The sequence below is a fragment of the Gluconobacter sp. Gdi genome (genome assembly GCF_014132155.1).
Taxonomy (GTDB): domain Bacteria; phylum Pseudomonadota; class Alphaproteobacteria; order Acetobacterales; family Acetobacteraceae; genus Gluconobacter.
The window spans coordinates 24,511-48,994 of record NZ_BLJQ01000011.1 but is presented as its reverse complement, the minus strand read 5'-3'; the positions used below and the strand labels follow the sequence as shown (position 1 = coordinate 48,994).

The window sequence follows — 24,484 nt, the reverse complement described above, 5'->3', positions numbered from 1 at the left end:
AAACATGGCTTTTTCAGAGCTCTTCCCGCCCCCGGGTTGCCAATACATCCACACGTTCGTTGTTCACATCACCAGAATGCCCCCTCACCCAGAGCCATTCGATTTCATGAGGTTTGGCCGCATCGAGAATGCGCTGCCACAGATCCATGTTGGCAACGGGATCACCAGCTGAATTACGCCAGTTCCGCCGTACCCAACCACTATGCCACCGCGTGATACCGTTCCGGAGGTATTCACTGTCTGTATGCAACGTGACCCGACACGGCCGCTTCAGAGCTTCCAGAGCCTCAGCCGCAGCCGTCAGTTCCATGCGGTTATTGGTCGTCTCCGGATGCCCGCCCCATAGCTCCTTTTCCTTGCCCTTAAAGCAAAGCAGTGCTCCCCAGCCTCCTGGGCCGGGATTGGGTTTGCATCCACCATCCGTCCAGATCTCGACCGGAAGCTGATCCGCGCTCGCATCAGACATGGGCGACACCTGAGAAATGTCGGAGACGCCCCAGATAGGCCAGTGGGTCCTTGCGGGTCACCAGTGCATCAGCCGGGGTATTGATCCAGTCGTAGAGGCGCGTCAGCAGAAACCGGATTGAAGCTCCCTGACACAGAACTGGCAAAGCTTCCTTTTCAGCCACCTCTAAATTGCGGACGCTTTCGTAACCTTCGATCATGGCGTGAGCGAAAGCGGGCTCGAAAACCTTCTCATCGCGAAAACACCAAGCGTTCAAACAGATCGCTAGATCGTAAGCAAACAGGTCCGTGCAGGCGAAATAGAAATCGATCAGCCCAGAGATCTGGTCACCCTGAAAGAAGACATTATCGGGAAAGAGGTCTGCATGAATCTGCCCACGAGGCAAACTGCCCGCAGCAGGCCAAGACTTTTCAATCCGTGACACTGCCTCAGACAGTTCCTGCGTGAGGCCCGGCAGCAGGTCATCCCCACTGCCCTGACAGCTCTCAAGGAGTGGGCGCCAGGCTTCCACAGACAGCCCATTAGGACGTTCCGCTGTGTAGTCCTGCCCTAGCTTATGGAACGTCGCGAGGACCTGTCCCAGTGCATGACAGGCAGATGCTGTAATCTGAGGGACAGCTTGCCCCGGAAGGAACGTGGTGATCGCCACCGGGCGATCTGCTAATACCCTGAGAGCGATTCCGTCTTTTGCCTGTACAGGCTGCGGGCAGTTCATGCCCTTCCCCGACAGATGCTGCATCAGCCCCAGAAACCATGGAAGGTCAGACGCTTTGACCCGCCGCTCAAAGAGCGTGAGGATGAACTTCCCTTCCGTGGTCTGGAGGAGGAAGTTGCTGTTTTCGACGCCTTCGGCAATGCCCTGGAAAGAAACCAGGGCACCGATGTCATATGTGCCAAGAAACGCTTCAAGCGCCTCGGCCGCCAGTTCAGTATAGACGGCCATGAAGACTCAGTTGTCCTCACCAGCAAGCGGACCTGGAAGACGGAAATTGATGTTTTCCTCCTTCATGATTCGCTCTTCAATCTTCAGCGTGTACTTCGCAGCAAGCGCCGTCACCATTTCCTGCACGAGGCTTTCCGGAGCGGACGCACCCGCACTGATGCCCAGCGTTTCAACGCCTTCCAGCACAGACCAGTCCAGATTTTCCAGCTTCGGCACCAGAAGTGCACGGCGGGCACCAGAACGCTCGGCCACTTCCCGCAGACGCTGCGAATTGGAAGAGTTCGGCGAACCGATCACGATCACCAGATCACTTTCCGGCGCAATGGCCTTCACAGCTTCCTGACGATTGGTCGTCGCGTAGCAGATGTCTTCGCGCTTCGGACCTTCAATGAGCGGGAAGCGAGTCCGCAGAATATCGACGATCTCAGCCGTATCATCCACAGACAGTGTCGTCTGCGTGATGAAGGCCAGCTTCGCCGGATCCTTTGGCTGGATCGTACGGGCTTCTTCAGCATCGTTGATGAGCGTGACAGCGCCCGGCGGAAGCTGGCCCATTGTGCCCACTACTTCCGGATGGCCGGCATGACCGATCATCAGAATATGGAGCTGCTCTGGGCCACCACCTGCAAAGTGACGCTCTGCTTCGCGGTGTACCTTCGAAACCAGCGGGCACGTTGCATCTAGGTAAAGCAGATTGCGGCGCTGCGCTTCGGCTGGAACTGACTTCGGCACGCCATGCGCTGAGAAAACGACATGCCCGTCGGGCGGCACTTCGTCGAGTTCCTCAACGAAAATGGCGCCCTTGGCCTCCAGTCCTTCAACCACAGTACGGTTATGGACGATTTCGTGACGAACATAGACGGGCGCGCCATAACGGCGCAGCGCTTCTTCAACGACACGGATGGCACGATCCACACCGGCGCAGAAGCCGCGAGGCCCGGCCAGCAGGACGCGGAGCGTCTTCTGGTGTGCAGCACCTTCAGGTGCAAGAGTTGTCTGATCTGACATGGTGTTCCCCAAGCGGGCGGAGTTCGATATGTAGGACCAGTATCGACCGGATTGACGCATGTCGCAACGTCCGGGCCGCTTTGTGGGAGTTTCTACAGCAGATGCCAGCCTTTCGGCGCCTTGCCACGTCCCTGTTTGTCCCGGCTTTTGCCGTCGTCGCGATTTCAACACTCGCGGGATGTGACGAATCCAATCCGGGCTTCTTTGCCCCCACATGCCCGGTCACGGATATTCCCAGCGCCGCAGCAGACCGGTTTGTCTATGACGGAAAAGATCCGGACATCGGGAATCTGGTCAGCCATGCACAGCTCACCGCCATTTCGGGGGACTGTGAACGTGGCCCCAAAGGCCCCAAAGACCAGCAGATGATTCGTACCCGCGTCAGTCTGGCAATGAACCTGACGCGAGGACCTGCCTCCAAGACTGGCACCATCGACGTCCCCTATTTCATCGTCATCATGCGTGACGGAAAAATCGTGGATAAGAAGGTCTTCACGGATACATTCAAACTGGAACCGAATGTCAGCAACCAGTCTGTTCGTACGGATCTGCGCCTTGTTGATCTTCCTGCATCCAAAAATATTCAGGAAAATCCCTACACGCTCGAAATCGGCTATCAGCTGACCAAGGATGAGCTGACTTATAATCAGCAGCACCTCCCTGTCGTAAAGTTCCGTGGCCGGACGCAGTAAGGGCCTTTTTCCTTCTCTTTCACCTGACGTCAAAATCCGGATTACGCTGAAAACGACATTGGCTTGCCTGGCAGGCTTTGGGTCCTCAGCCTTTTCTGCGACTCCTGACGTTTCGGCATCGAAAGAAGAAAGGATCAAGGTCCATCACGCAGAACGTCCGGAAATTCAGAACTTTCCCCATGCAGGGTTTCTGGAACAACCACGCCGCCTGACGCCGAGCCAGAATGTGGCGCCGATCGGACGCCAGCCCCGATGGGGTGGATTCAATCGCGGCAACGGCGAAGGTGCAGGTTTTGGACCAGTCGGACGCTATGGTGTCGCGCCATGGGCGGAAGACTGGTCATACCTGCGTAACAAACGGCATCAGAGCGACATTTTCGATCCGTTGAAATTCATTGCTCTCAACAATGAACGCACAATCTGGCTGTCCCTGTCCGAGCGCACCCGCCTTCGCAACTGGTACAACGACTATCCGATGCTAGGGACGAATACCCACTCCGGATCAGGCCGCTTTGTCACGCGCAATATGCTGGGAGCAGACCTCCATATTGGAGAACACTGGCGTGTTTTCGCACAGCTCGTGAACGGTACGGCCGCAGGCTGGAACGGATATGGCTATGGCAGCACTTACCGCAAGCGCCTGGATCTGCATCAGGCCTTCATCGAATACAAACGCACAATTGGCACAGCCAAGACAGGCCTCATGTTTGGACGCCAGCAGTTTCTCGATGCCCCATCCTATGTCCTTTACGACCGGGAGCCCCCAAACATCCAGATTACCTGGAACGGACCCCGCGCTTACGCCATTTTCCCGCACGTCCGGTTCGATCTCTATAACTTCGTCGCGACAGACATCACCCCAACAGCCATGTTCCACGACACGCAGGACTGGAACACGCGCCTCTATGGCTTCAACACAACCTTTGACGTCCCCGCGTTCCATCTAGGCCAACAGCGTGTTCAATCCTATCTCGATCTGTTCTGGATTGGCTTTCATCTTGGTGGAAAAACAGGCTCTGTTCCGCTGGTCAGTGCGAGCAAAATCAGCTCCGTAACGGGCGCGACAAATCGTAACAATTTCGGTTTCCGGTGGTACGGTACAGCCCAGCAACTCGAATATGCCATTGGCGTCTTGTGGCAGCAGGGCAATTTCACACAATACGGAACCACTGCCCGGCGCCAGGTCTCTGCTTACTCCGTGAATACGACGTTGGGATACAGACGCTCCAATCTGCCCCTCAAACCATTCTTCGGAATTCAGACGGACGTCTATTCCGGCGGAAATGAAAACCGTCGCACAAGAACAGTCGGGACTTACAGTGCGCCGTTTGCCCCGCAAAATCCGTATCTGGATTACACGGGCTACATTGGCGCAGCGAACCTGATCAATCTGTCCCCCATTGTCGTGGGTTCGTACGGTAAGGTGTCTTTGCGGATCAAAGTCCCGATTCTATGGAGGGAGACCACAGCGTCCTCCGTCTATTCAATCAGTTCGGCTTATAATTTCCCGAAGTTTCGCAGCCACTTCATCGGTGTTGCGCCAAATGGTCTGCTGACTTGGGCTGTTTCCCGACACTGGAACTGGACACATGTGGTTGCCTGGTTTGCAGCATCGCATGATCTGAAAAATGCCGGAGCAAAAAGCGGGCTCTATTATCAGTCCAGCCTGTCATTTGCTTTTTGATGAATGGTTGCGGTGCGGGCCTCCGCAGCGTAATGCCCGAAAAAACAACGCGACATCACAGGATCGCCCCACCATGAAACTTATGGACAGCCGCGAACTGACCTTGCGGGGCATCATTCTGGGTGCCCTGATTACCGTCGTCTTCACGGCAGCAAATGTCTATCTGGGATTGAAGATCGGCCTGACCTTCGGTTCCTCCATTCCTGCGACCATCATTTCAATGGCCGTACTCCGCCTGATGGGCGGCGGGACGATGCTCGAAAACAATATGGTGCAGACGCAGGCTTCTGCGGCAGGAACACTCTCCTGCGTCTTCGCAGCGCTGCCTGGCCTCATCATGGTCGGGTATTGGCACGAATTTCCATATTTTGTCTCACTCCTGCTGACACTTGCAGGAGGCATGACCGGCGTCATCTTCACGATCCCGCTGCGTCGGGCATTGGTGAAGAATTCTGACCTCCCGTATCCGGAAGGCACAGCCTGTGCTGAAATCCTGAGAGCCTCTTCCCCTGAAGGCGATGCCGAAAGCCTGCGTTCCCTGACAAAAGGAAGCCTTGTCTCTGCTGCCGTTGCTTTGGCGACATCAGGGCTCAGGCTACTGTCCGACGGCGTTTCGGCCGCTACGAGCTTCGGCGCTTCCGTGTTTCGTCTGGATATCAGCTTCTCCCTCGCACTTCTGGGAACGGGTTATCTTGTCGGCATCGGCGGTGGCATTGCCATGCTACTGGGTGTTCTGATGGGCTGGGGCGTCATGATTCCCATTCTGGGGCATCTGAACCCGACCGCAGACCCCATGGCCGCTGCAACAGGTTTATGGCTGCATAAAGTGCGTTTCATCGGCGCCGGAACAATTGCGGTTGCCGCAATCTGGACGCTGCTTGCACTCGCCAAACCTGTTGCAGTTGGCCTGAAAGAGTCTCTGTCCATCAAGCATCGCGCGTCACAGGATGAGAGTGATCAGGATCTTGCGCCCCGGACGTTGATTGGCCTGAGCATCGGACTGGCACTCGTCCTTTCGGGGCTGTTCACCCAGTTCCTGTGGCCCGCAATACCACACGGTGCATCACTGGTTACTCTGGTTCTTCTGGGATTGGGCGCCTGTTTCGGTCTTGGATTTCTGGTCGCGAGCGCCTGCGGCTATATGGCGGGCATTATCGGATCATCGTCTTCCCCGATTTCAGGCGTCGGAATTATCGCGATCATTGCCATTTCCGTCACACTCTGGGGACTGGAAAGTGGCGGCGTTCTCTCGCCCGACCAACGCCCAACGGTTATTGCATTCGGGCTATTTGTACTTTCTGCCATTACAGCATCTGCCGCCGTATCGAATGATAACCTGCAAGATCTGAAGACCGGACAACTGGTCGGCGCATCGCCCTGGAAGCAGGAAGTTGCCCTCCTGATTGGTTGTGCTGTCGGTGCAGTGGTTATCCCATGGGTACTACAAACACTGTATCAGGCCTACGGATTTGTAGGAGCCATGCCCCGCGCTGATATGGACCCAACCCGGGCTCTGGCAGCGCCACAACCAGCTCTGATGGCTGCCATTGCCACAGGTATTCTCACGCACAATCTGGACTGGCTGATGCTGGAGATTGGAGCAGTGCTTGGAATTGTACTGGTCATTGCGGATATTCTTCTGAAGCGGCGCAGTCTTGCTCTGCCGCCTCTAGCCGTTGGCATGGGCATCTACCTGCCTGCCAACGTCTCCGTGACGATCGCAATCGGAGCAGGCCTCGGTTGGCTCCTGCGCAAGTTCCCCAAGGAACAGGGCACAATGATCGCATCTGGCTTTATTGTGGGAGAAAGTCTGGTGGGTGTTGCCGTGGCAGCCATTGTCGGCGCCACCGGCAGCACGGAAACACTGGCCCTTCCCATTCCGGACATGGTTCGAGCCGGACTGGGATGGGCAGTGTTTCTAGGCATCATGTTCTGGTTCGGGCGTTCTGTCCGTCGCCCGACGGCCTGAAATTCAGGCCTTTACCCACCACTGAACAGGTTCCGGCTCGTCAAGAACAACAGCCGGGGCCTCAACAGCGACCTTCTTCACCACAGTTTCGTCCTGCACTTCCTTACGCGGACGTCCAACCGGGCGCGGCGAACGGCGGGCTGCTTCAGCGGCCTGCTCACGGGACTGATGAAGCTGGGCTTTCAGAGCCTGGATTTGGTCTTGATGCTCACGCAGATGACGGTTCAGCTCCGTAATCTGGATTTTAGCGTGGGCTTCTCGCGTCTCATACGCTTTGAGCTGCGTCCGGGCTTCAGCCAGATAACGCTCAGCTTCTTCCCAGCGACGCTGCTCACGCTTTACGGACTGACGAAGACGTTCAATTTCGTCCTGGTCGTCCTGGCTCGGAGCATTGCTGCGCTGTGCAAATCCACGGCTGGCCTGATGCTCAACAACAACCTGACCATCTCGTACAAAGCGACGGCGGCGTTCTGTTGTCGGCGTTGTGGGACGCGCCTTCTGGGGGCGGGAAGATCCTGACCCTAGACGAGCAAGCGCCTCACGCAGTTTGTCTTCACTAACCTGCTGATCGTCCTGCATTCTTCGTTTTTTCAACCAATTATAAAATTTGTTCTATGTCACCTGATCAGAATGCCCATCCTGAATGACGGAGGCTCTGAAAGGCTTGAAGCCGATCAGAAAAAAGCATGCCCTGACAAGGAAATGAAAGTCGACACTGCCGGTTTTCTAACTCATTCCGGTGTATCAGACGAAATTCTTTTACCAGATCTTATATGTCCTGTCATCAACACAATAAGACTGTATTCATCTTTCTTTTACTGCCACTGCCCCGGTTGCCAGAGAATGTCCGTTGCTCCGTGATCGTTGGCGTGACGCGCAAGAACAAAGAAATAATCAGAAAGACGGTTCAGGAACCTCAGCCCACCCTCGGGCGCCGGCTCCAGAACGACAATCCGCCGTTCTGCGCGCCGTGCAACAGTCCGGGCCATATGGGCATGAGCAGAAACAAGAGAACCGCCGGGCAGAATAAAGCTTTGAAGAGCAGGCTGCTGCAGGCGCATCTCTTCAATACGTTCTTCCAGCCAACTAACGGCTTTTACTGTAAGACTTTGAGGGCGCTCTTTGTCCGGAATACATAAGTCTGCGCCCAGATCAAAAAGACAGGACTGTATTTTTCGAATATCAGAGGAAAGCTCGCGTATACTTTCCTCTGCTCTAAGCGAATAATCAAGTAAACCAAGAAGAGCGTTCAGCTCATCGACCGTCCCCATGGCCTCAATCCTTGGGCAGGCTTTTGAGACACGCGTTCCGTCTCCCAGTGAAGTCTGCCCTGAATCGCCGCCACGCGTTACAATACGATCAAGCCGAACACCCGTCATAGTTGGCCTCTAAACCTTAGTGACGACCGAAGTGATGATGATGACCTTTGACAGTCTTCGCGCCGCTCAGGTCCTGCGCACGAGTCGTATGGTCCTTAAGCATCTTCGTGGTGTCTGATGCCAGCGTCTTGATATCGGCCGTTCCGCCGGACTGCGATGCTGTTGCCAGAGCACTGCTGAGAGCAGGCGTCTGAACGCTCAGAACTTCGCGCAGGAAGACACGGTCAAACGCAGCGCCATACAGATGCCCGAAGGCTGCAACGTGAGCTTCATCACCAGCATTCAGCTTATCAGTAACGGTCAGGTTGGCATCGCTAGCTACCTTCGAGACGGCCTTGCGATTGGTCGTGTGGTCATTGACCAGTGTTGCGGCGAAAGCCTTCACAACATCGCTGTTGCTATGCGTGGCAGCCAGTGTCGCAATGCTCACCTGCGTCAGGTCCATGGCATCGACCTGCTGAAGAAATGCGGCATCCGCTGTCGAAAGCGTATAGGTTGATGCAGCAGACGGCAGCGCCGGTGCCGGCGGTGCATCCGGGGCATTACAGGCGCTCAGGCCTGCCAGCATGGCAATCGAGGCAAGAGCTGCGAAGCGTACAGTAACTGTCATGAAGAGACATTCCTTCCATCTGCGAGACCAGGACAATGTCCCAGCCACTCTGGCTGAATGGTCCCGGCTTCAAGCGGTCCATTCATGTTCGGCACCACTCATGATACATTCAGGCCATGTCCGCAAATTCTAGCACGCATGATTTTTCCGGTGCCTTCCGCTTCTGTTTCATTGCCGGAGCTGTCGAAGGCGCATCCGGAGTGGTTCTCGGGGCGCTTGCCTCTCACCTCCCCGACCATATGTTTGCCATCCCCAATGGCCGTGCCGTTCTGCACTCCGGGGTGGACATCCTCATGTGGCACGCCATCGCACTCTGTGCGCTTTCACTAGGAGCGCGCTTTCTGACGCTACGCCTGGCACGTCTTGCATGTCTGACGATGCTGGCAGGCACGCTGCTCTTTTGTGTCTCCGTCACGCTTTTCGCGCTTTTTGATCTGAAAATCGGGACACTCTCAGTAGCTCGCATAGCCCCCTATGGCGGTACCTTGCTGATTTTAGCATGGCTTCTTGCAGCACTGTCCGGACTAAGACGGCGCTCAGCCTGAGACTTCAGGATCTGTTTCTGATCATCTTAAGAGCAAAAAGCCCAGCCACCTGAACGACCAGCGCCACGGCAAAACAGAACAGAATAATACCTACAAGAATGAGCTGTTCCCGCCCGAGCGCCGTTTCAATATGAAACACGCTGTAAAGCGACTGCCAGGCATGCGTCGCCGCAGTCTTCTGAGAAAGCTTTACGGCAGGTTCCCAGAAACGAAAAATGGCGGCAAGTGCCAGGGTAAGCCCAACGAGGACGACGGTCCTCAGGAGCGTCTCCAGAATACTGACTTCTGCACCCTGCTGAGCGGAGGGCGATGAGGGTGAACCGTGTTGCGTTATCAAAAGCATGACCTTCCGAATGAAGTAGGCTTTAATCGTTTTGCTGTGACACTGCGTTATGTGATGCAGACCACTCGATCAATGAAAGCCTTTTTTATGCGCGTTTCCCTTCTTGCCGCCGCCGGACTGGGTCTGGCGCTTTCCGCACCTTTTTCAGCACAGGCTGCAGGTACGCCTGCGCCCAAACTGACGGAAACATCAGCCCCGCCGGTCGCAACACCCTATCCAGACACATCCGTCGCCCAGGAGCAGGTGCGCGATGCCTTTGCGCTCGCTGCCAAAACGGGCCGTAAGGTGCTTCTCGATTTCGGCGGCAACTGGTGCCCGGACTGCAAAATGCTCTCCGGCATTTTTGCCCTGCCCGACGCCAAGGCATGGCTGGACAGCCAGTTTGTGATCGTCCCGGTGAATGTCGGGCGCATTAACACCAATCTCGATCTGGCCCAGAAATACGACGTGACGATCAAGGCTGTTCCGACAGTCATCATCGTGACGCCAGATGGAAAGGCCCTGAACGGCGACGGATCGAAGGCTCTCGGGAATGCTCGCAGCATGTCTCCACAGGCCGTTCTTGACCTGATTTCCGAGTGGAACAGCCGCGGATAAACCGTTTATTCTGGCTCTGAAGTTACCCTTCAGAGCCAGAACCGTTGCCTCAGATTCCGAGTTCCTGCTCGGCTTCATGAACGACTTCCGCCAAAGCATCCTCCTCAAACGGGGATACCAGACCGGCATCAGCCACAAGCTGTGAGAACGGCTTGGAGCCGCCTTCCGAACACAGCTTGCGATATGTCTCGAACGTGGCTTCCCGGTTCATACGGGAACGAAGCCAGAGTTGCAGTGCACAGCACTGAGCCAGAGCATAATCAATGTAATAAAATGGCAGACGATAGATATGGAGCTGGGCCTGCCAGCGACCACCCTTTGCCGGATAAGCCAGATCGCCCCAGTCCCGCCAGGGCATGTACATTTTCTCCAGGCGTGCCCAGGTCTCGTGCCGTTCTGCCGCTGTCATCTGCGGATTGGCGTACACTTCATGCTGGAAGTGATCGACACAGACACCGTATGGGAAAAATGAGAGCGCATCGATGAGATGCATTCGGCGATACCGGTCTCCTGCCCCGTCTTCGACCAGCGTATCAATCTGCGGCCAGGTCAGAAACTCCAAGCCCATGGAATGAATCTCGGCGGCTTCCATGGTCGGCCAGAGCTGATCGACCCAGTCCTGATCGCGGCTTTTCCAGTTCTGGAAGGCATGCCCCATCTCGTGGGTAAACACGCCAATATCGTTATGGGTGCCATTGAAATTGGCAAAGATGTAAGGGCTGCCAACGGTCGGGAATGAGGTGCAGAAGCCACCGCCCGCCTTGTTGTCCCGGTTCTTCAGATCAAGGTATCCGAGATCCCGCATCTGAACGTAGAAATCGCCCATTTCGCCTTTGGGGTCGAGCGCACGGAACATGCCTTCTGCCCGAGCCACAAGCAGATCATGATCTCCTGCCGGCTCCGGGTTCCCCTGCAAATCGATCAGTGCCTCGTCCCAGGCCCAGACCTTGTCCCATCCCATTTTAAGGCGACGGCGTTCCAGCAGTGACTGAACCAATGGGGTAACTGAACTAAGAACCTTTTCCCGGAAGGATGCCACCTGCTCCGGGCCGTAATCTGTCCGGCGCATCCGGCGGTAACCCAGCCCGATATAGTTCTCGAACCCCAGCGTTTTCGCCATCCGGTCACGCAGCTCAACCAGACGCCCATAAAGCGTATCCAGTTCTTCGCCATGTTCTTCAAAAAAGGCCCAGCGTGCCTGCTCGGCAGCATGGCGGACGTCCCGATCCGGCCCCTGCAAATATGGTACAAGCCCTGACAGGTTCAGAACCTTGCCATCAAAGGCAATTTTCGCCGAGGCCAGAAGCGCCGTGTATTCGCCCGTCAGGCGCGCTTCTTCTTCCAGATCCGTGCTGATCCGAGGATCAAACGTCGTGGTGTCTGCTTCCCACAAATGAACCACATGTGGCGTCAGGAGCGCTTCCAGACCGGCACGATCAGGGTCTGCCAGCAGACGCTTCTTGATGATGACTTCATGGTCCGTCGCAACAGGCGAAAGGCGATCCGCGTAGTCACGGTCCGTCTTCGCCGTCTCGTCTTGTGTATTGCGGGAAAACTGGAGATGAACGTGGGAGGCCCAGGATTCATACTCTCGCCGAACGGCATCAAAAGCCTTGAGAGCCTCTTCGCGCTGCCCGCGATCAAGCAGCGACGAAATGTCCGCGTAACGCGCCTTAAGAGACGCTTCGTCTGGACGGGGGAAAGACAGGTCAGAGAACGGAGGGATTGTCTGTGTCATGATCCAATTCTGACACTCCGCTCCGTTTCCGTCCATGCTTCTCAGGTTTTGCGGATACCTTTTACAAACCCATCAATGCGGCGGCATGCCTCTGCAAGCTGGTCATCGGACGCTGCACATGAGAGGCGCAGATAAGGGCTAAAGCCAAACGCAGTTCCCGGAACGGTCGCAACATGAGCCTCTTCAAGCAACGCCTCTGCAAATGCCACGTCCGTATCCAGCAATCGCCCACTGGCAGAAGTGCCGCCAATCAGTTCGCCAACACCTGGATAAACGTAGAAAGCGCCTTCCGGAACGGCGCATGTCAGTCCTGGAATAGCCTGAAGCGCTTCAACCATCTTATCCCGACGACGCTGGTAGGTTTCGCGCATCTGCTCAATACGATCCAGCCCACCTTTCAACGCAGCAGCAGAGCCTGCCTGAGCAAGTGTGCAAACACCGGACGTTGTATTCCCCTGCACCGCAATCATCGCCTTGATGAGCGGCGTCGGACCACATGCAAAACCGACGCGCCAGCCCGTCATAGCGTAGGCCTTGGCCATACCATTGATGACCAGAATGCGGTCTGCCAGATCCGGCGCCACCTGCAAGATGGACAGATGCCTGCGACCATCAAACGTCAGGTGCTCGTAAATTTCATCAGACATGACAAGAACATGCGGCGCCTCGCGCAAGACATCGGCAATGGCTTCAAGGTTATGACGTTCAAGGATGGCACCGGTGGGATTGTTCGGAAAATTGAGAACCAGCCAACGGGTTTTAGGCGTAATCGCAGCCTTGATTGTCGCTGCATCAGGCCGGAAACCATTTTCTTCCGGACAGGGAATTTCAACGGCCGTCCCACCCAGCATCCGGGCAATCAGTGGATAACTGACCCAGTAAGGCGCGGGAACGATAACTTCGTCCCCGTCATCCAGCGTTGCCGCAAACGCATTATAGATGACCTGCTTGCCACCATTGGCCACCATAATACGGTCAGACGTGACCGTCAGATCATTATCTCGCTTGAACTTATGAATAATGGCGTCAATCAGCGCCTTCTGGCCCGGAATGGGAGGATAACCCGTATCACCAGCCAACCCGGCTGCATAAGCGGCTTCAATGGCTTCTGGCGGTGATGGAAAATCCGGCTGTCCAAGGGCAAGTGAAATGACGTCTTCACCCTCCGCCCGCAATTCGCGGGCCCGCGCTGCCATAGCGATAGTGGCTGGCTTGGGGAGTGTTGCCAGACGGGATGCAATGCGAAACGTCATGACAGGCCCTGACAGAACTGCTGAATGCGGGTGCAGGCTTCCTTCAGAAGCTCGGTGCTGGTGGCATAGGAAATCCGGAAATATCCGGGCATCAGGAAAGCACTTCCGTGAACCGCAGCAACGCCCGTTTCATCCAGAAGAGCCGTGACAAAGATCTCGTCACTATCGATCAGATGACCGCCCTTACTCGTTTTACCAAGCGTTCCCTCGATGGACGGAAAGACATAAAACGCGCCTTCCGGCTTTGCGCAGCTCAGGCCAGGTGCGTCGTTGAGCATGGACACCACAAGATTGCGGCGCTGCTCATAAACGCTCACCATTTCCCCAATGAAATCCTGCGGGCCTGAAACGGCCTCCTTGGCCGCAGCCTGAGCGATGGAGCATGGATTGCTCGTGCTCTGTCCTTGCAGCTTGATCAGCTGGCGCGTCAGTTCCACAGGCGCTGCGGAAAAGCCAATCCGCCAGCCCGTCATGGCGTAGGCCTTGGACACGCCATTCATCGTCACCGTCCGGTCGCGCAGACGCGGTTCGACCTGCACAAACGTCTTGGCGACGGCACCTTCATACATCAGCTTGGCGTACATATCGTCCGTCAGGATCCACACATGCGGATGCTCTAACAAAACTTCAGTCAGCGCCTTGAGATGATGCTCGTCATAAGCTGCACCTGTCGGATTACAGGGCGAGTTCAGCATCAGCCATTTCGTCTTCGGCGTAATGGCAGCGCGAAGCTGGTCTGCCGTCAGGCGGAAACCGTTCTCAGCCGTTGTCTGGATTACGACAGGTGTTCCGTCTGCCAGCGAGACGATATCAGGGTAAGACACCCAGGCCGGAGCCGGAATGATGACTTCATCGCCCGCATTCAGGGTGGCAACCATCACATTATAAATGACCTGCTTGCCGCCAGTCGAAACGCAAATTTCCTCAGCGCGGTAATCCAGATCGAAATCAGCGTTCAGTCGGGCCGCAACGGCTTCACGCAGCGGCATCGTACCTGCAACATCCGTGTATTTCGTCTCGCCATTCTGAATGGCCTGAATGGCGGCCTGCTTGACGAAATCCGGCGTATCAAAATCCGGCTCACCAGCTGAAAGACTGATAATGTCGCGGCCCTCTGCCTTCAGGGCACGGGCTTTCTGGGTAATCGCAATCGTCTGGCTCGGCAGAATACGGTTCAGACGGTCGGCAATGAGAGACATGATGGGTTCCCGGTGGCTTTATCGCGCAGAGACCCTAGCGCCGTCCGCCCTCATTTGACCACAGCCCATCGGCACATGACTGACACGTTTTTCGTGCACAAAAAAAGCCGGGCGGCTCCTTATGGAACTACCCGGCCCTTAAGCAGAGACAATTTAGGGTAAAATCAGGCCAGCTTTTCCATTTCGCGCAAAACAGCCTGTCCCATCATATCGGTGCCAACGCGAGCCATGCCTGGAGACATGATGTCAGCGGTGCGCAGGCCGCTTGCCAGAACGTTTGACACTGCCTTTTCGATTAGTTCTGCATCCTCAGCCCGGTTGAGCGAGTAACGCAGCAGCATCGCGAAAGACAGGATCTGCGCCAGCGGGTTTGCAATGCCCTTGCCAGCGATATCCGGCGCGCTGCCATGGATCGGCTCATACAGCGCATTGCGCTTGCCATCTTCACGGACAATGCCGAGCGTTGCAGACGGAAGCATACCCAGAGAACCCGTGAGCATCGACGCCAGATCGGACAGGATATCGCCGAACAGGTTGCCCGTAACGATCACATCAAACTGGTTCGGGTTACGAACGAGCTGCATGGCGCAGTTATCGGCCAGCATGTGGGACAATTCCACATCCTGATATTCGCGCTTGTGCAGATCGGTGACGACTTCCTTCCACAGAAGGCCGCTTTCCATCACATTGCACTTCTCGACGGAACAGACACGGTTTCCGCGCTGACGGGCCATCTCGAAAGCAACACGGGCAACACGCTCGATTTCGGACGTCGTGTAAACTTCCGTATTGATTCCGCGACGAGAACCATCCGGAAGCGTCTCGATGCCGCGTGGCTCACCGAAATAGATACCACCCACCGTCTCACGGACGATCATGATATCCAGGCCGCGCACCACTTCCGGCTTCAGGGCAGACGCATCAATCAACGCATCAAAAAGCTGGGCCGGGCGAAGGTTTGCGAAAAGCTCAAGCTCCTTGCGCAGCTTCAGAATGGCCACTTCAGGGCGCTTGTCGAACCCGACATGACCCCAGGCCGGATCCCCAACAGAGCCGAACAGAACCGCATCAGACTTCCGAGCAAGGTCGATAACCTCATCACGGATAGGAACGCCATGGACTGCAAGGGAAGCCGCGCCAACGAGTTCTTCCGTAATGTCCAGCTTCAGGCCACGGTTTGCGTCCAGCCAATGCACAATTCGTGCAACTTCACGCATGACTTCCGGGCCGATACCATCACCGGCAAGAACAAGAAGCTTGTGGGCTTCACTCATTTTGCAGTTCCCATGCTGATTGACGGCACCCATGCACGGCTGGCCTGATGTTCAAAGCTGCTGATTTCCGCATCATGCGCCAGCGTCTGGCCGATATCGTCCAGACCTTCAAGCAGCATGTGACGGCGGAAGGGATCAACTTCAAACGGCACAACATTCCCGTCGGGGCGAATGATGATCTGCTTTTCCAGATCGACCGTCAGACGGGAATTCGAACCCTGGCGTGCATCACCCATCAGTTCGTCACAGATTTCCCGTGGCAAACGGATCGGCAGGATACCGTTCTTGAAACAGTTATTGAAAAAAATATCGGCAAAGCTCGGCGCGATGACACAGCGGATGCCGAAATCCAGCAGAGCCCACGGCGCATGCTCACGAGACGAGCCGCAACCGAGATTGTCATAGGTGATGAGGATTTCAGCCTGACGATACGGCTCTTTATTCAGCACAAAGTCCGGGTTCTCGTTGCCATTCTCGTCGTAGCGCTGCGCCGCAAAGGCGTTCTTGCCAAGACCTGTGCGCTGGATGGTCTTCAGGAAGCGCGCCGGAATGATCTGATCGGTATCAATGTTCTCATTCGGCATCGGAGCCGCAATGGCGGTCAGTTCCGTGAACTTGTCCATCAGACGGTTTCCTTCATCAGCTCACGCACATCACATAGCGTGCCCGTCACAGCCGCGGCTGCAGCCATGGATGGGGAACACAAATGCGTTCTGCCGCCCGGCCCCTGACGACCTTCAAAGTTACGGTTGGACGTAGAAGCGCAACGCTGTCCCGGCGTCAGACGATCCGGGTTCATCCCCAGACACATCGAGCAGCCTGCCTCGCGCCACTCAAAACCGGCCTCAAGGAAAATCTTGTCCAGCCCTTCGGCTTCGGCAGCAGCCTTCACGAGGCCTGAGCCTGGAACGATCATGGCGCGAACAGTCTTCGCAACATGCCGCCCGCGCACAACTTCAGCAGCAGCTCGCAGATCTTCTAGACGGCTGTTGGTGCAGGAGCCAATGAACACCACATCGACGGGCGTTCCGGCAATCTTCTGGCCAGCCGTAAGGCCCATATAATCCAGAGCGCGCTGGACTTGCGCGGCCTGTGCGGGATCCTTAAAATCAGATGGGGACGGCACGATGCCATCAATCGGCAAAACGTCCTGCGGGCTGTTACCCCAAGTGACGGAAGGCACAATGTCCTCGGCCTTCAACGTCACTTCCGTGTCGAAATGAGCGCCTTCATCCGATGCCAGCGTACGCCAGTAAGCACAGGCCTGCTCGAACGCTTCACCCTTCGGCGCAAACGGACGGCCATTCACGTATGCGAAGGTTGTTTCGTCGGGTGCGACCAGACCAGCCTTTGCACCGCCTTCAATGGACATGTTGCAGAGCGTCATACGCCCGGCCATGTCCAGATCACGGATTGCAGAGCCGGCAAATTCGATCACATGCCCGGTGCCACCTGCCGTACCGATTTTGCCGATAATGGCCAGCATGATGTCCTTGGCCGTTACGCCCGGACCCACTTTGCCCTCAACAGAAACACGCATGTTCTTTGCGGGCTTCTGGAGAAGCGTCTGGGTCGCCATGACGTGTTCGACTTCGGACGTGCCAATACCAAATGCAAGCGCGCCGAGTGCGCCGTGCGTCGAGGTATGACTGTCACCACAAACGATTGTCATGCCTGGCAGGGAAATACCCTGCTCCGGACCCACAACGTGAACGATGCCTTGAGACGCGGAACGCAGCGGGAAATATGGAACGCCGAACTCAGCGACGTTCTTCTCCAGCGTTTCGATCTGGAGACGGCTTTCCGGCTCTTCAATCGGCTGGGAACGGTCGGACGTGGGGACGTTGTGGTCCACCACGGCGACTGTTGCGTCCGGACGACGCAGGCGACGTCCGGCCATCCGCAGACCTTCAAAAGCCTGCGGGCTTGTCACCTCGTGAACGAGGTGACGGTCGATGTATAGGATGCACGTCCCGTCTTCGAGACGGTCAACGACGTGATCGGCCCAGATCTTGTCAAACAGGGTTCTGGGCGAAGAAGAAACGGGCATCCTTATACTCCAACCTTGACTTAGGAAGCGGCTTTTTCGCCAGCCTTCGGCAGATCGCGCGGGCGCTCTGCAATACGGGCAGACTTACCCGAACGGCCACGCAGGTAGTACAGCTTTGCGCGACGCACCTTACCACGACGCACCACTTCGATGCTGGCGAGGGACGGAGCGTACAGCGGGAATACACGCTCCACGCCTTCACCGTTGGAAATCTTGCGAACCGTGAAGTTGCTGTTCAGACCCTTGTTGGAACGGGCAATGACAACGCCTTCGAAGTTCTGCACGCGCTCACGCGTACCTTCGACAACGCGGACGCCAACGCGAACCGTGTCACCTGCGATGAATTCCGGAACGGCGCGAGCCGTGGAAAGACGCTCGATTTCGCGCGCCTCGTACTGCTGGATAATGTTCATGACCAAACTCCTGGAAACAAAAATTCAATGAACCTGCTGTCGCGCCAGGTACGCATCCCACAGATCGGGGCGACGTGCCTTCGTGACGGCGATTGACTGTTCATGACGCCAGCGGGCGATGGCACCATGATTGCCGGAGAGCAGGATTTCGGGCACTTCGCGCCCATCCCAGACCGCCGGCTTCGTATATTGCGGGTACTCCAGCAGACCGTCGGCAAAACTTTCGTCCTGACCACTAATCTGGGAACCCATCACTCCCGGTAAAAGACGCACACATGCGTCCAGAAGCATCAGGGCCGGAATTTCTCCGCCTGACAGCACGACATCGCCCATACTGAACTGTTCGATGTCGTGCTTTTCCAGCACACGCTCGTCAATACCTTCAAAACGCCCACACAGAACCACAACACCTGGCCCTGCCACGAAACGCTCTGCATCTTCATGCGACAGACGGCGCCCACGGGGTGTCGGATAGATGACAGGACGACCATCCAGCGCCGGAAGCGCTGAAAGAGCCGTATCCAGAACATCTGCCCGCATGACCATGCCAGCTCCGCCGCCAAACGGCGTATCATCCACAGCGCGATGACGACCCAGTCCATGCTCACGCAGATCATGCGATTCACAAGACCAGATACCGCGATCAAGCGCCCTGCCCGCCAGGGAAAACCCTAGCGGCCCCGGAAACATGTCCGGAAACAGGGTCAGGATGTCAGCGCGCCAACTCATACCCGAACCTGTACCTCTCCATCGAGATCACCTTCGACCTCGACTTCAACTGGCGGCACGACGGTGACGCGACGGTGCGCGAGATCGACATGCGGCACACAAGCCAGCGTGAATGGAACGATCAGACCTCGATCAATCTCGAGGCTGACACCCGCACCATAGTCATGAACTACGGAAACGGTTCCAAGCACTTCACCATCTTCGGAAACTGCAGTCATGCCGATCAGGTCGGCATGATAGAACTCGTCTTCCTCGACAGTCGGCAGAAGCTCACGCGCAACATACAAACGACGGTTAACCAGTCGTTCGGCAGCTGTTCGGTCTGGCAGGGTATTCCCTTGGGCATCTGCAAGCGCAGCCACTCCGGGAGAAACCCACCGTGCTGTCCATACAACCCCACGCTCATCATGCAGCGCACCAAACATCTCGACAGAAGCCGGATCATCAGTAGCAGCATGAAGATGAACCAGACCGCGCACGCCATGCGGACGACCGATGGTCGCGATCAGGACATCACTGTCAGGTTTAAAGGGTGGCACGGATCAAGCGTCCTGAAACGTCAGCAGTAGATCAGGCTGCGGCAGCTGCAGCAGCGGCGGCTTCTGCAGCGCGAGCCTGAGCCTTGGCCTTCGGAGCGGACTTCTTCGGCTGCTCGCTGTAAGCAGGCTTCGGAGCTAGACCAGCGTTGCCGAGGAAACGTGCAACGCGGTCGGTTGCCTGCGCGCCGTTGGCGAGCCAATGCTGGATGCGCTCGCCATCGAGGCGGATACGATCAGCATGGTCGGACGGCAGCATTGGGTTGTATGCGCCAACCTTTTCAATGAAACGGCCATCGCGCGGGCTGCGGCTGTCTGCAACGACGATGTGGTAGTACGGACGCTTCTTGGCACCAGCGCGTGAAAGACGAATCTTGAGGCTCATGAAAAACTCCTGAAAGACAAACTTGAAAACTTGATGCTGATCAGACGAAAGGCGGGCGCCCACCGGGCTTGCCCATTCCCTTCATCATGTCGGCCAGACCACCTGCCCCACCCATTCCGCGCATCAGGCCACCAAGGCCCATTTTGCTGATGCGCTTCATCATTGTGGACATGTCGTCAAACTGCTTGAGCAGACGGTTCACTTCCTGAACCGTCGTTCCAGAACCCGAGGCGATCCGCTTTTTACGGGATGCCTTGATGATCCCCGGCGTTTTGCGCTCCTGCTTGGTCATCGAGGAAATGATGGCCTTGTGACGTTTGAAAATCGACGTGTCGATCTCCTTGTCACCCAGCATATCCTTGATCTTACCCATACCAGGAAGCATGCCGAGAATGCCCGAGATCGACCCCATACGGTTGATCTGGTTGATCTGGGACACGTAGTCATCCAGATCAAACTTACCGGCGAGCATCTTTTTGGCTACGCGCTCGCCTTCTTCGTGGTCGAGCGTTTCCGCTGCGCGTTCCACGAGGCCAGCAACGTCACCCAACCCCAGAATGCGGCCAGCTACACGTTCCGGATGGAATTCTTCGAGCGCTTCCAGCTTTTCGCCAGAACCCGTCAGCTTGATCGGTGCGCCCGTAATGGCCTTCATGGACAGTGCGGCACCGCCACGGGCATCACCATCCATTCGGCTCATGACGACGCCGGTAATACCGACGGCTTCATTGAAGGACTTGGCTGTATTGACCGCGTCCTGCCCCGTCATCGCGTCCACGACCAACAGCGTTTCTGCCGGGTTCGTGACAGAACGGATCTCGCGAACCTCGTCCATCAGAGCTTCGTCGATAGACAGTCGGCCAGCGGTATCGAGAATGACGATATCGTAGCCTTCGCGACGGGCTGTTTCCAGCGCACGCTTCGCGATATCTACCGGCGACTGCCCCGCTACGATTGGCAGAGACTTTACCAGCCCTGTAATCGCGTTGACGCGCTCAGCAAGCTGCTGAAGCTGGAGCTGCGCTGCTGGACGCTGCACATCCAAGCTCGCCAGAAGAATCTTCTTGCGCTCACGGGAAGAGAGACGCAGGGCGATTTTACCCGACGTCGTGGTCTTTCCCGAACCCTGCAGACCAACCATCAGCAAGGGAACTGGCGGCACAGCTGAAAGATTCAGAGGAGCAACACCGGCGCCGCCGAGCGCGTCAATCAGGGCATCGTTAACAATTTTGGCGACAGCCTGGCCAGGAGAAATGCTTTCCAGCACTTCATGACCAACTGCACGCTCACGCACCTTATTGACGAAGTCCCGCACGACCGGCAACGCGACGTCCGCCTCCAGCATCGCGAGACGAACTTCACGCATGGCCTCGGTGACATCAGCCTCCGAGAGCTTTCCATTCTTGGAAAGCCCTTCGAGGACACCGGACATCTTACCTGAGAGTTGATCGAACAACGGGCCACCTTATAGCAAGCAGAAACACGCCACTGCGCGAGCCTTCGCGATGTGGCGTGTCCGGAAACAGGTTCGCTCTATCGCTTCGTGACGCGGACGTCAAGCAATAGAGCGCCTCAACCTCAGGAATCAGGGTGCAGGCGGCGGTCCATCTTCAGGCGGGTGGCCCATAATGGCGCCCAACTGATCATGGAGCGAACGAATTTTCTCCATGGTCGCGTTTGCCTGACGGCGCTGCTCAGGCGTCAGAATATCATGAAGCTTCTCCTGCGTCTCCAGTCGCGCCTGCGCTTCCTGCACATGCAGGTCGGATTCCTGCTTGGTCAGATCCGTGAGGAGCATGCGATCCAGATCACCCTCCACGGAAAGAGCCGTGCGGATCTTGTCCCGAAGTGCCTTCAGCTTTTCATGCCGAGCCTTCATCTCCTCATGGCCTTGGCTGAAAATCTTATGGACCTGAGCCTTCTGGGCCTCAGTCAGAGTTATTCCCGGCGGGAACGGTGGCAGCCCCCCTCCCGGACCCGGCCTGCCATGTAGGCTATCAAGCTGCGGTCCAGGCGCACCTGGATGGGCGTGCGCCAGAGAGGAACCAGCCAACAGCCCAACGGAAGCTAGAGCTGGGAGGAGAACAGAAAGACGAAATGCCGTCATGGATGCTATATCCTTGATGGTGATGAGAGGCGAAAAAGCGTTCCCGCCCCATTCCCTTCAAGATGGCAGTTTCTTCGTTACAAAACGCCCCATGTCCTGTTTCGAAGAGTAAACCCCTCCAAGGTATGTAACAAAGAAGGAGACTTGACGTGGGAGCCATCTCATCGCATGAAGCCGCCCACGTCCTGCACGCAGGACACGACTCCCGATTTTACGGTCGGGGTCCGGAGAGGTGGCCGAGTGGTTTAAGGCAGCGGTCTTGAAAACCGCCGTGCGTGGAAGCGTACCGTGGGTTCGAATCCCACCCTCTCCGCCATAATCTGGAAAATTATATAATCCACGTATTCAGACGACAAGAACTCATCAGACCCGCTATCCACTCCACTTTACATTTTGCGGCACTATACAACCTCAACATTCAAAAAAAATAAACTAACAATATGCTTATAGACTAATTTATTATTACTATACGTGCTGAATATATAAAATTATAAATTTACCCGATTTTATTCTAAGAAGACATTAAGTACATTGCAATTATTCCAATATAATAATTGTCTATGCCATATTTTTTAAACGTAAATAAATTCCCCCTATCCTGCAGCCTATATCATTTCCTTCCTACTATCTGTTCATCAAAAATTAATATTCGAATTGATTATCCTAGAATACGCACTATATACTCAAGAATAAATTCTCTGGGATGTAAGAAAAATAGTATTTTTTTCGCTGATTATACCGCCCATAGGGACGATAGCGATGCAATATTATGTTTTGATATGACTTAATGCCATTACATGCATTAACGGCTCAACACTTTGTTTTTGGGAGCCAACGCAGAGGATTTCTTGTAAAACAAGACCACCAACGAATGAACAAAAAAACAATTAATGGGCACGAACCCCTTAAAAAAATCCTCAGTCTATCGAAACACCTAGACGTTTTGCCCACCATCTTGGCGCCGATAGCCTCAATAGAGTTTCAGGCTTCCGTGATCGTCGTGTCGCGAGAAAAAACATTAGACGAAGCAGACTCAGCGCAATGTCGCGCGCCTGAGCGGCATCGCGCCAGATATGTATTATCTGCCTCTCGCCAACGAGCCACACACTAACGGGGCGGTGAATCGTCCCGACCTTCCAGCACGTAGCATCAACCTTTACAGCCTGAGTGGTTATAGCGTTTCTCTGGGCTAGAATATCTCCCAACACCCGAAGGACTGTGATAATGGTTCGTGACAGAGGCGTATCGAACGTTTTTAGAAAAACCCGTTCCTGCCCTAAAGACTGACACGTCACCTCATCATCTTCTACAAGGGCACGATGCCCTTCCTCGCTCCAGCGCTCTAGACCCTCTGCCCCATCAAGATATGCTTGCAGCGCTCGAATCCCGGCACGTGCTTCCGCATAGCGATACAAAGCAATCGCGTTAAAGACCCCTCGAACAAGCCGAATGATAGCCGGAGATGGTACGAAACCACACTGAAGTGCTGCGCAGACAAGCGCGTTTCGTCGATCGTAATACTGATGCCATGGTCTTGTCTGGTTCAGCAGATGCGGGTGAGCAACATAAATCCCTGGCCACATAACCGTCGGAAAACCTGCACGCTTCAAGCGCAGACCATATTCCGCATCGTCTCCACGAAGAAACAAAGGTAATGGCAGCCCGTTAACCTCTACCGCCTGACGAGGAAAGCAGAAGAACCACCACCCGCAGAAATCGACATCGAGAGGTCGCTCAAGGAAGGAGCGAGCCTCAGTTTCCCCTAAACGCACTCCCTTACGAGGCAAAAAGTCTGTCGTAATTGCCTTGATAGGATCAAAACCATGCCCGACAGACAGGAGACGATCCCGCTGATCAAGATTGATCATTGCTCCGCCCAAGCATGTTTTGGGAGAAACAACATACGACAAGGCGGAACGAAGACGACAAAACAAACCTGCATCGACTTCTACATCATCATCCATAAGCAGGACGTGCGTAACATTCTGGTCCTTCAAGGCTTCCATAATGCCGCGAGTAAAGCCGCCCGCTCCCCCTAGGTTGTCCTGCTCGAAAATCCGATATTTTTTCTGATCACCCTCCAAAACCAATCGGTCCTTGAGAGCGACCTTTCCCTGATTAACAATGATGCAGCTTTCCACATCCCCCATTTGAGGGGCGATCTGGCCAACAAGCATCTGAAGCTGCGGGTCCCTATCTCGGGTACACACTACGACCGCAATACCGACTTGGCGTTCGGGAGGTCGATCACAAACCCAATCCACTACAATGCTCTGAGGCTGCAACGGAATTTCGCGATTGCCCTCATACAGATTGTAGGAGAGACGGTCCCCGCATTCGGTCAGAGGCGGCAGAGCAAGAACCATCTCCCCCTGCACAGAGGGCAACTCCAGAATTAATTCTGGAGTTGCCCCTTTTAAGTGTCGGAAAACTTTTACCAGCAGTTCAGCTTCCGCCTGCACCCGAAGCCCCACATGCTCAAATCGTGCATGAGCAGCCCAAGCCTGCGGGAACAGATCCTTTGAGAACATCTCAAGGGAAGAAGATGCTCTCGAAGGTTGTAA

At 55.7% G+C, this 24,484-nt stretch carries 25 protein-coding genes and 1 tRNA gene; 6 read left to right on the top strand and 20 right to left on the bottom strand.

Features of this window, described 5'->3' with window-relative positions; translation table 11 throughout:
- Nucleotides 1-13: 13 nt before the first annotated feature.
- Genes rnhA through ispH form a run of 3 tightly spaced genes read right to left on the bottom strand, consistent with a single transcriptional unit; the run spans nt 14 to nt 2,417 of the window.
- Nucleotides 14-466 (bottom strand): ribonuclease HI, encoded by a 453-nt coding sequence (rnhA, locus tag JN414_RS13890; protein ID WP_046901356.1) that lies wholly within the window; start codon nt 464-466, stop codon nt 14-16.
- The gene (locus tag JN414_RS13885; RefSeq protein ID WP_202208467.1) at nt 459-1,409 is read right to left on the bottom strand and encodes a homoserine kinase; all 951 of its coding nucleotides are present in this window, start codon (nt 1,407-1,409) and stop codon (nt 459-461) included. The genes rnhA and JN414_RS13885 overlap by 8 nt, the downstream gene beginning before the upstream one ends.
- 6 nt (nt 1,410-1,415) lie before the next feature.
- The gene (gene ispH, locus JN414_RS13880) at nt 1,416-2,417 is read right to left on the bottom strand and encodes a 4-hydroxy-3-methylbut-2-enyl diphosphate reductase (RefSeq protein WP_046901354.1); all 1,002 of its coding nucleotides are present in this window, start codon (nt 2,415-2,417) and stop codon (nt 1,416-1,418) included.
- A gap of 101 nt (nt 2,418-2,518) precedes the next feature.
- On the opposite strand from ispH, the gene JN414_RS13875 reads away from it, so the two are divergent.
- From JN414_RS13875 to JN414_RS13865, 3 genes are all read left to right on the top strand, one after another.
- Entirely contained in the window at nt 2,519-3,109 is a 591-nt protein-coding gene (locus JN414_RS13875; protein WP_064273425.1) for a hypothetical protein, read from the top strand.
- A complete protein-coding gene (locus tag JN414_RS13870) occupies nt 3,093-4,793 on the top strand; it encodes an alginate export family protein (RefSeq protein WP_202208466.1) in 1,701 nt (566 codons plus the stop codon). The genes JN414_RS13875 and JN414_RS13870 overlap by 17 nt, the downstream gene beginning before the upstream one ends.
- A gap of 73 nt (nt 4,794-4,866) precedes the next feature.
- Complete coding sequence (locus JN414_RS13865; protein ID WP_202208465.1) at nt 4,867-6,762, top strand: OPT family oligopeptide transporter; 1,896 nt, start codon at nt 4,867-4,869, stop codon at nt 6,760-6,762.
- A gap of 3 nt (nt 6,763-6,765) precedes the next feature.
- Here the strand turns inward: JN414_RS13865 and JN414_RS13860 are convergent, their stop codons facing one another.
- The 3 genes from JN414_RS13860 to JN414_RS13850 all read right to left on the bottom strand — a co-directional run bounded on the left by JN414_RS13860 (nt 6,766) and on the right by JN414_RS13850 (nt 8,751).
- Nucleotides 6,766-7,341, bottom strand: coding sequence for a hypothetical protein (locus JN414_RS13860; RefSeq protein WP_202208464.1), 576 nt, complete (start codon nt 7,339-7,341; stop codon nt 6,766-6,768).
- Nucleotides 7,342-7,577: 236 nt separating this feature from the next.
- Complete coding sequence (locus JN414_RS13855) at nt 7,578-8,141, bottom strand: cob(I)yrinic acid a,c-diamide adenosyltransferase (protein ID WP_202208463.1); 564 nt, start codon at nt 8,139-8,141, stop codon at nt 7,578-7,580.
- Nucleotides 8,142-8,157: 16 nt separating this feature from the next.
- Nucleotides 8,158-8,751, bottom strand: a complete 594-nt coding sequence (locus tag JN414_RS13850) for a DUF4142 domain-containing protein (RefSeq protein WP_202208462.1) — start codon at nt 8,749-8,751, stop codon at nt 8,158-8,160.
- 116 nt (nt 8,752-8,867) lie between these two features.
- Between JN414_RS13850 and JN414_RS13845 the strand changes: the two genes are divergently transcribed.
- Nucleotides 8,868-9,296, top strand: a complete 429-nt coding sequence (locus JN414_RS13845; protein ID WP_202208461.1) for a DUF423 domain-containing protein — start codon at nt 8,868-8,870, stop codon at nt 9,294-9,296.
- Nucleotides 9,297-9,300: 4 nt separating this feature from the next.
- Here the strand turns inward: JN414_RS13845 and JN414_RS13840 are convergent, their stop codons facing one another.
- Entirely contained in the window at nt 9,301-9,639 is a 339-nt protein-coding gene (locus tag JN414_RS13840) for a hypothetical protein (protein WP_052750061.1), read from the bottom strand.
- 72 nt (nt 9,640-9,711) lie between these two features.
- On the opposite strand from JN414_RS13840, the gene JN414_RS13835 reads away from it, so the two are divergent.
- Entirely contained in the window at nt 9,712-10,236 is a 525-nt protein-coding gene (locus tag JN414_RS13835; RefSeq protein WP_373687834.1) for a thioredoxin family protein, read from the top strand.
- A gap of 49 nt (nt 10,237-10,285) precedes the next feature.
- Here JN414_RS13835 and JN414_RS13830 read toward each other — a convergent pair whose 3' ends face one another.
- The 12 genes from JN414_RS13830 to JN414_RS13775 form a co-directional block, all read right to left on the bottom strand.
- On the bottom strand, nt 10,286-11,974 hold the full coding sequence (locus JN414_RS13830; protein WP_202208459.1) for a M3 family oligoendopeptidase: 1,689 nt from the start codon (nt 11,972-11,974) through the stop codon (nt 10,286-10,288).
- Between the two features lie 41 nt (nt 11,975-12,015).
- Nucleotides 12,016-13,227: a pyridoxal phosphate-dependent aminotransferase gene (locus JN414_RS13825; protein WP_202208458.1), complete on the bottom strand. Its 1,212-nt coding sequence runs from the start codon at nt 13,225-13,227 to the stop codon at nt 12,016-12,018.
- A complete protein-coding gene (locus JN414_RS13820) occupies nt 13,224-14,426 on the bottom strand; it encodes a pyridoxal phosphate-dependent aminotransferase (RefSeq protein ID WP_202208457.1) in 1,203 nt (400 codons plus the stop codon). The genes JN414_RS13825 and JN414_RS13820 overlap by 4 nt, the downstream gene beginning before the upstream one ends.
- A gap of 164 nt (nt 14,427-14,590) precedes the next feature.
- On the bottom strand, nt 14,591-15,700 hold the full coding sequence (gene leuB / locus JN414_RS13815; protein WP_086633647.1) for a 3-isopropylmalate dehydrogenase: 1,110 nt from the start codon (nt 15,698-15,700) through the stop codon (nt 14,591-14,593).
- The gene (gene leuD / locus JN414_RS13810; RefSeq protein WP_064273079.1) at nt 15,697-16,323 is read right to left on the bottom strand and encodes a 3-isopropylmalate dehydratase small subunit; all 627 of its coding nucleotides are present in this window, start codon (nt 16,321-16,323) and stop codon (nt 15,697-15,699) included. Before leuD ends, leuB begins: the two co-directional genes overlap by 4 nt.
- On the bottom strand, nt 16,323-17,750 hold the full coding sequence (leuC, locus tag JN414_RS13805; RefSeq protein ID WP_202208454.1) for a 3-isopropylmalate dehydratase large subunit: 1,428 nt from the start codon (nt 17,748-17,750) through the stop codon (nt 16,323-16,325). The genes leuD and leuC overlap by 1 nt, the downstream gene beginning before the upstream one ends.
- 20 nt (nt 17,751-17,770) lie before the next feature.
- The gene (gene rplS, locus JN414_RS13800) at nt 17,771-18,163 is read right to left on the bottom strand and encodes a 50S ribosomal protein L19 (RefSeq protein ID WP_007283497.1); all 393 of its coding nucleotides are present in this window, start codon (nt 18,161-18,163) and stop codon (nt 17,771-17,773) included.
- A 24-nt stretch (nt 18,164-18,187) separates the two neighbouring features.
- Nucleotides 18,188-18,892 carry a tRNA (guanosine(37)-N1)-methyltransferase TrmD gene (trmD, locus tag JN414_RS13795; RefSeq protein ID WP_202208452.1) on the bottom strand — a complete coding sequence of 235 codons (705 nt, stop codon included), beginning with the start codon at nt 18,890-18,892 and terminating at the stop codon, nt 18,188-18,190.
- Nucleotides 18,889-19,431, bottom strand: a complete 543-nt coding sequence (rimM, locus tag JN414_RS13790) for a ribosome maturation factor RimM (RefSeq protein ID WP_202208450.1) — start codon at nt 19,429-19,431, stop codon at nt 18,889-18,891. Before rimM ends, trmD begins: the two co-directional genes overlap by 4 nt.
- 31 nt (nt 19,432-19,462) lie before the next feature.
- Complete coding sequence (gene rpsP, locus JN414_RS13785) at nt 19,463-19,813, bottom strand: 30S ribosomal protein S16 (RefSeq protein WP_202208448.1); 351 nt, start codon at nt 19,811-19,813, stop codon at nt 19,463-19,465.
- Between the two features lie 40 nt (nt 19,814-19,853).
- Complete coding sequence (ffh, locus tag JN414_RS13780; RefSeq protein WP_202208446.1) at nt 19,854-21,269, bottom strand: signal recognition particle protein; 1,416 nt, start codon at nt 21,267-21,269, stop codon at nt 19,854-19,856.
- Between the two features lie 129 nt (nt 21,270-21,398).
- Nucleotides 21,399-21,920 carry a Spy/CpxP family protein refolding chaperone gene (locus JN414_RS13775; RefSeq protein WP_202208444.1) on the bottom strand — a complete coding sequence of 174 codons (522 nt, stop codon included), beginning with the start codon at nt 21,918-21,920 and terminating at the stop codon, nt 21,399-21,401.
- Nucleotides 21,921-22,146: 226 nt separating this feature from the next.
- Between JN414_RS13775 and JN414_RS13770 the strand changes: the two genes are divergently transcribed.
- Nucleotides 22,147-22,236: transfer RNA gene (locus tag JN414_RS13770), tRNA-Ser, on the top strand.
- A gap of 601 nt (nt 22,237-22,837) precedes the next feature.
- On the opposite strand, the gene JN414_RS13765 is transcribed toward JN414_RS13770, so the two are convergent.
- Entirely contained in the window at nt 22,838-24,451 is a 1,614-nt protein-coding gene (locus JN414_RS13765; protein ID WP_202208443.1) for a glycosyltransferase family 2 protein, read from the bottom strand.
- Nucleotides 24,452-24,484: the final 33 nt, after the last annotated feature.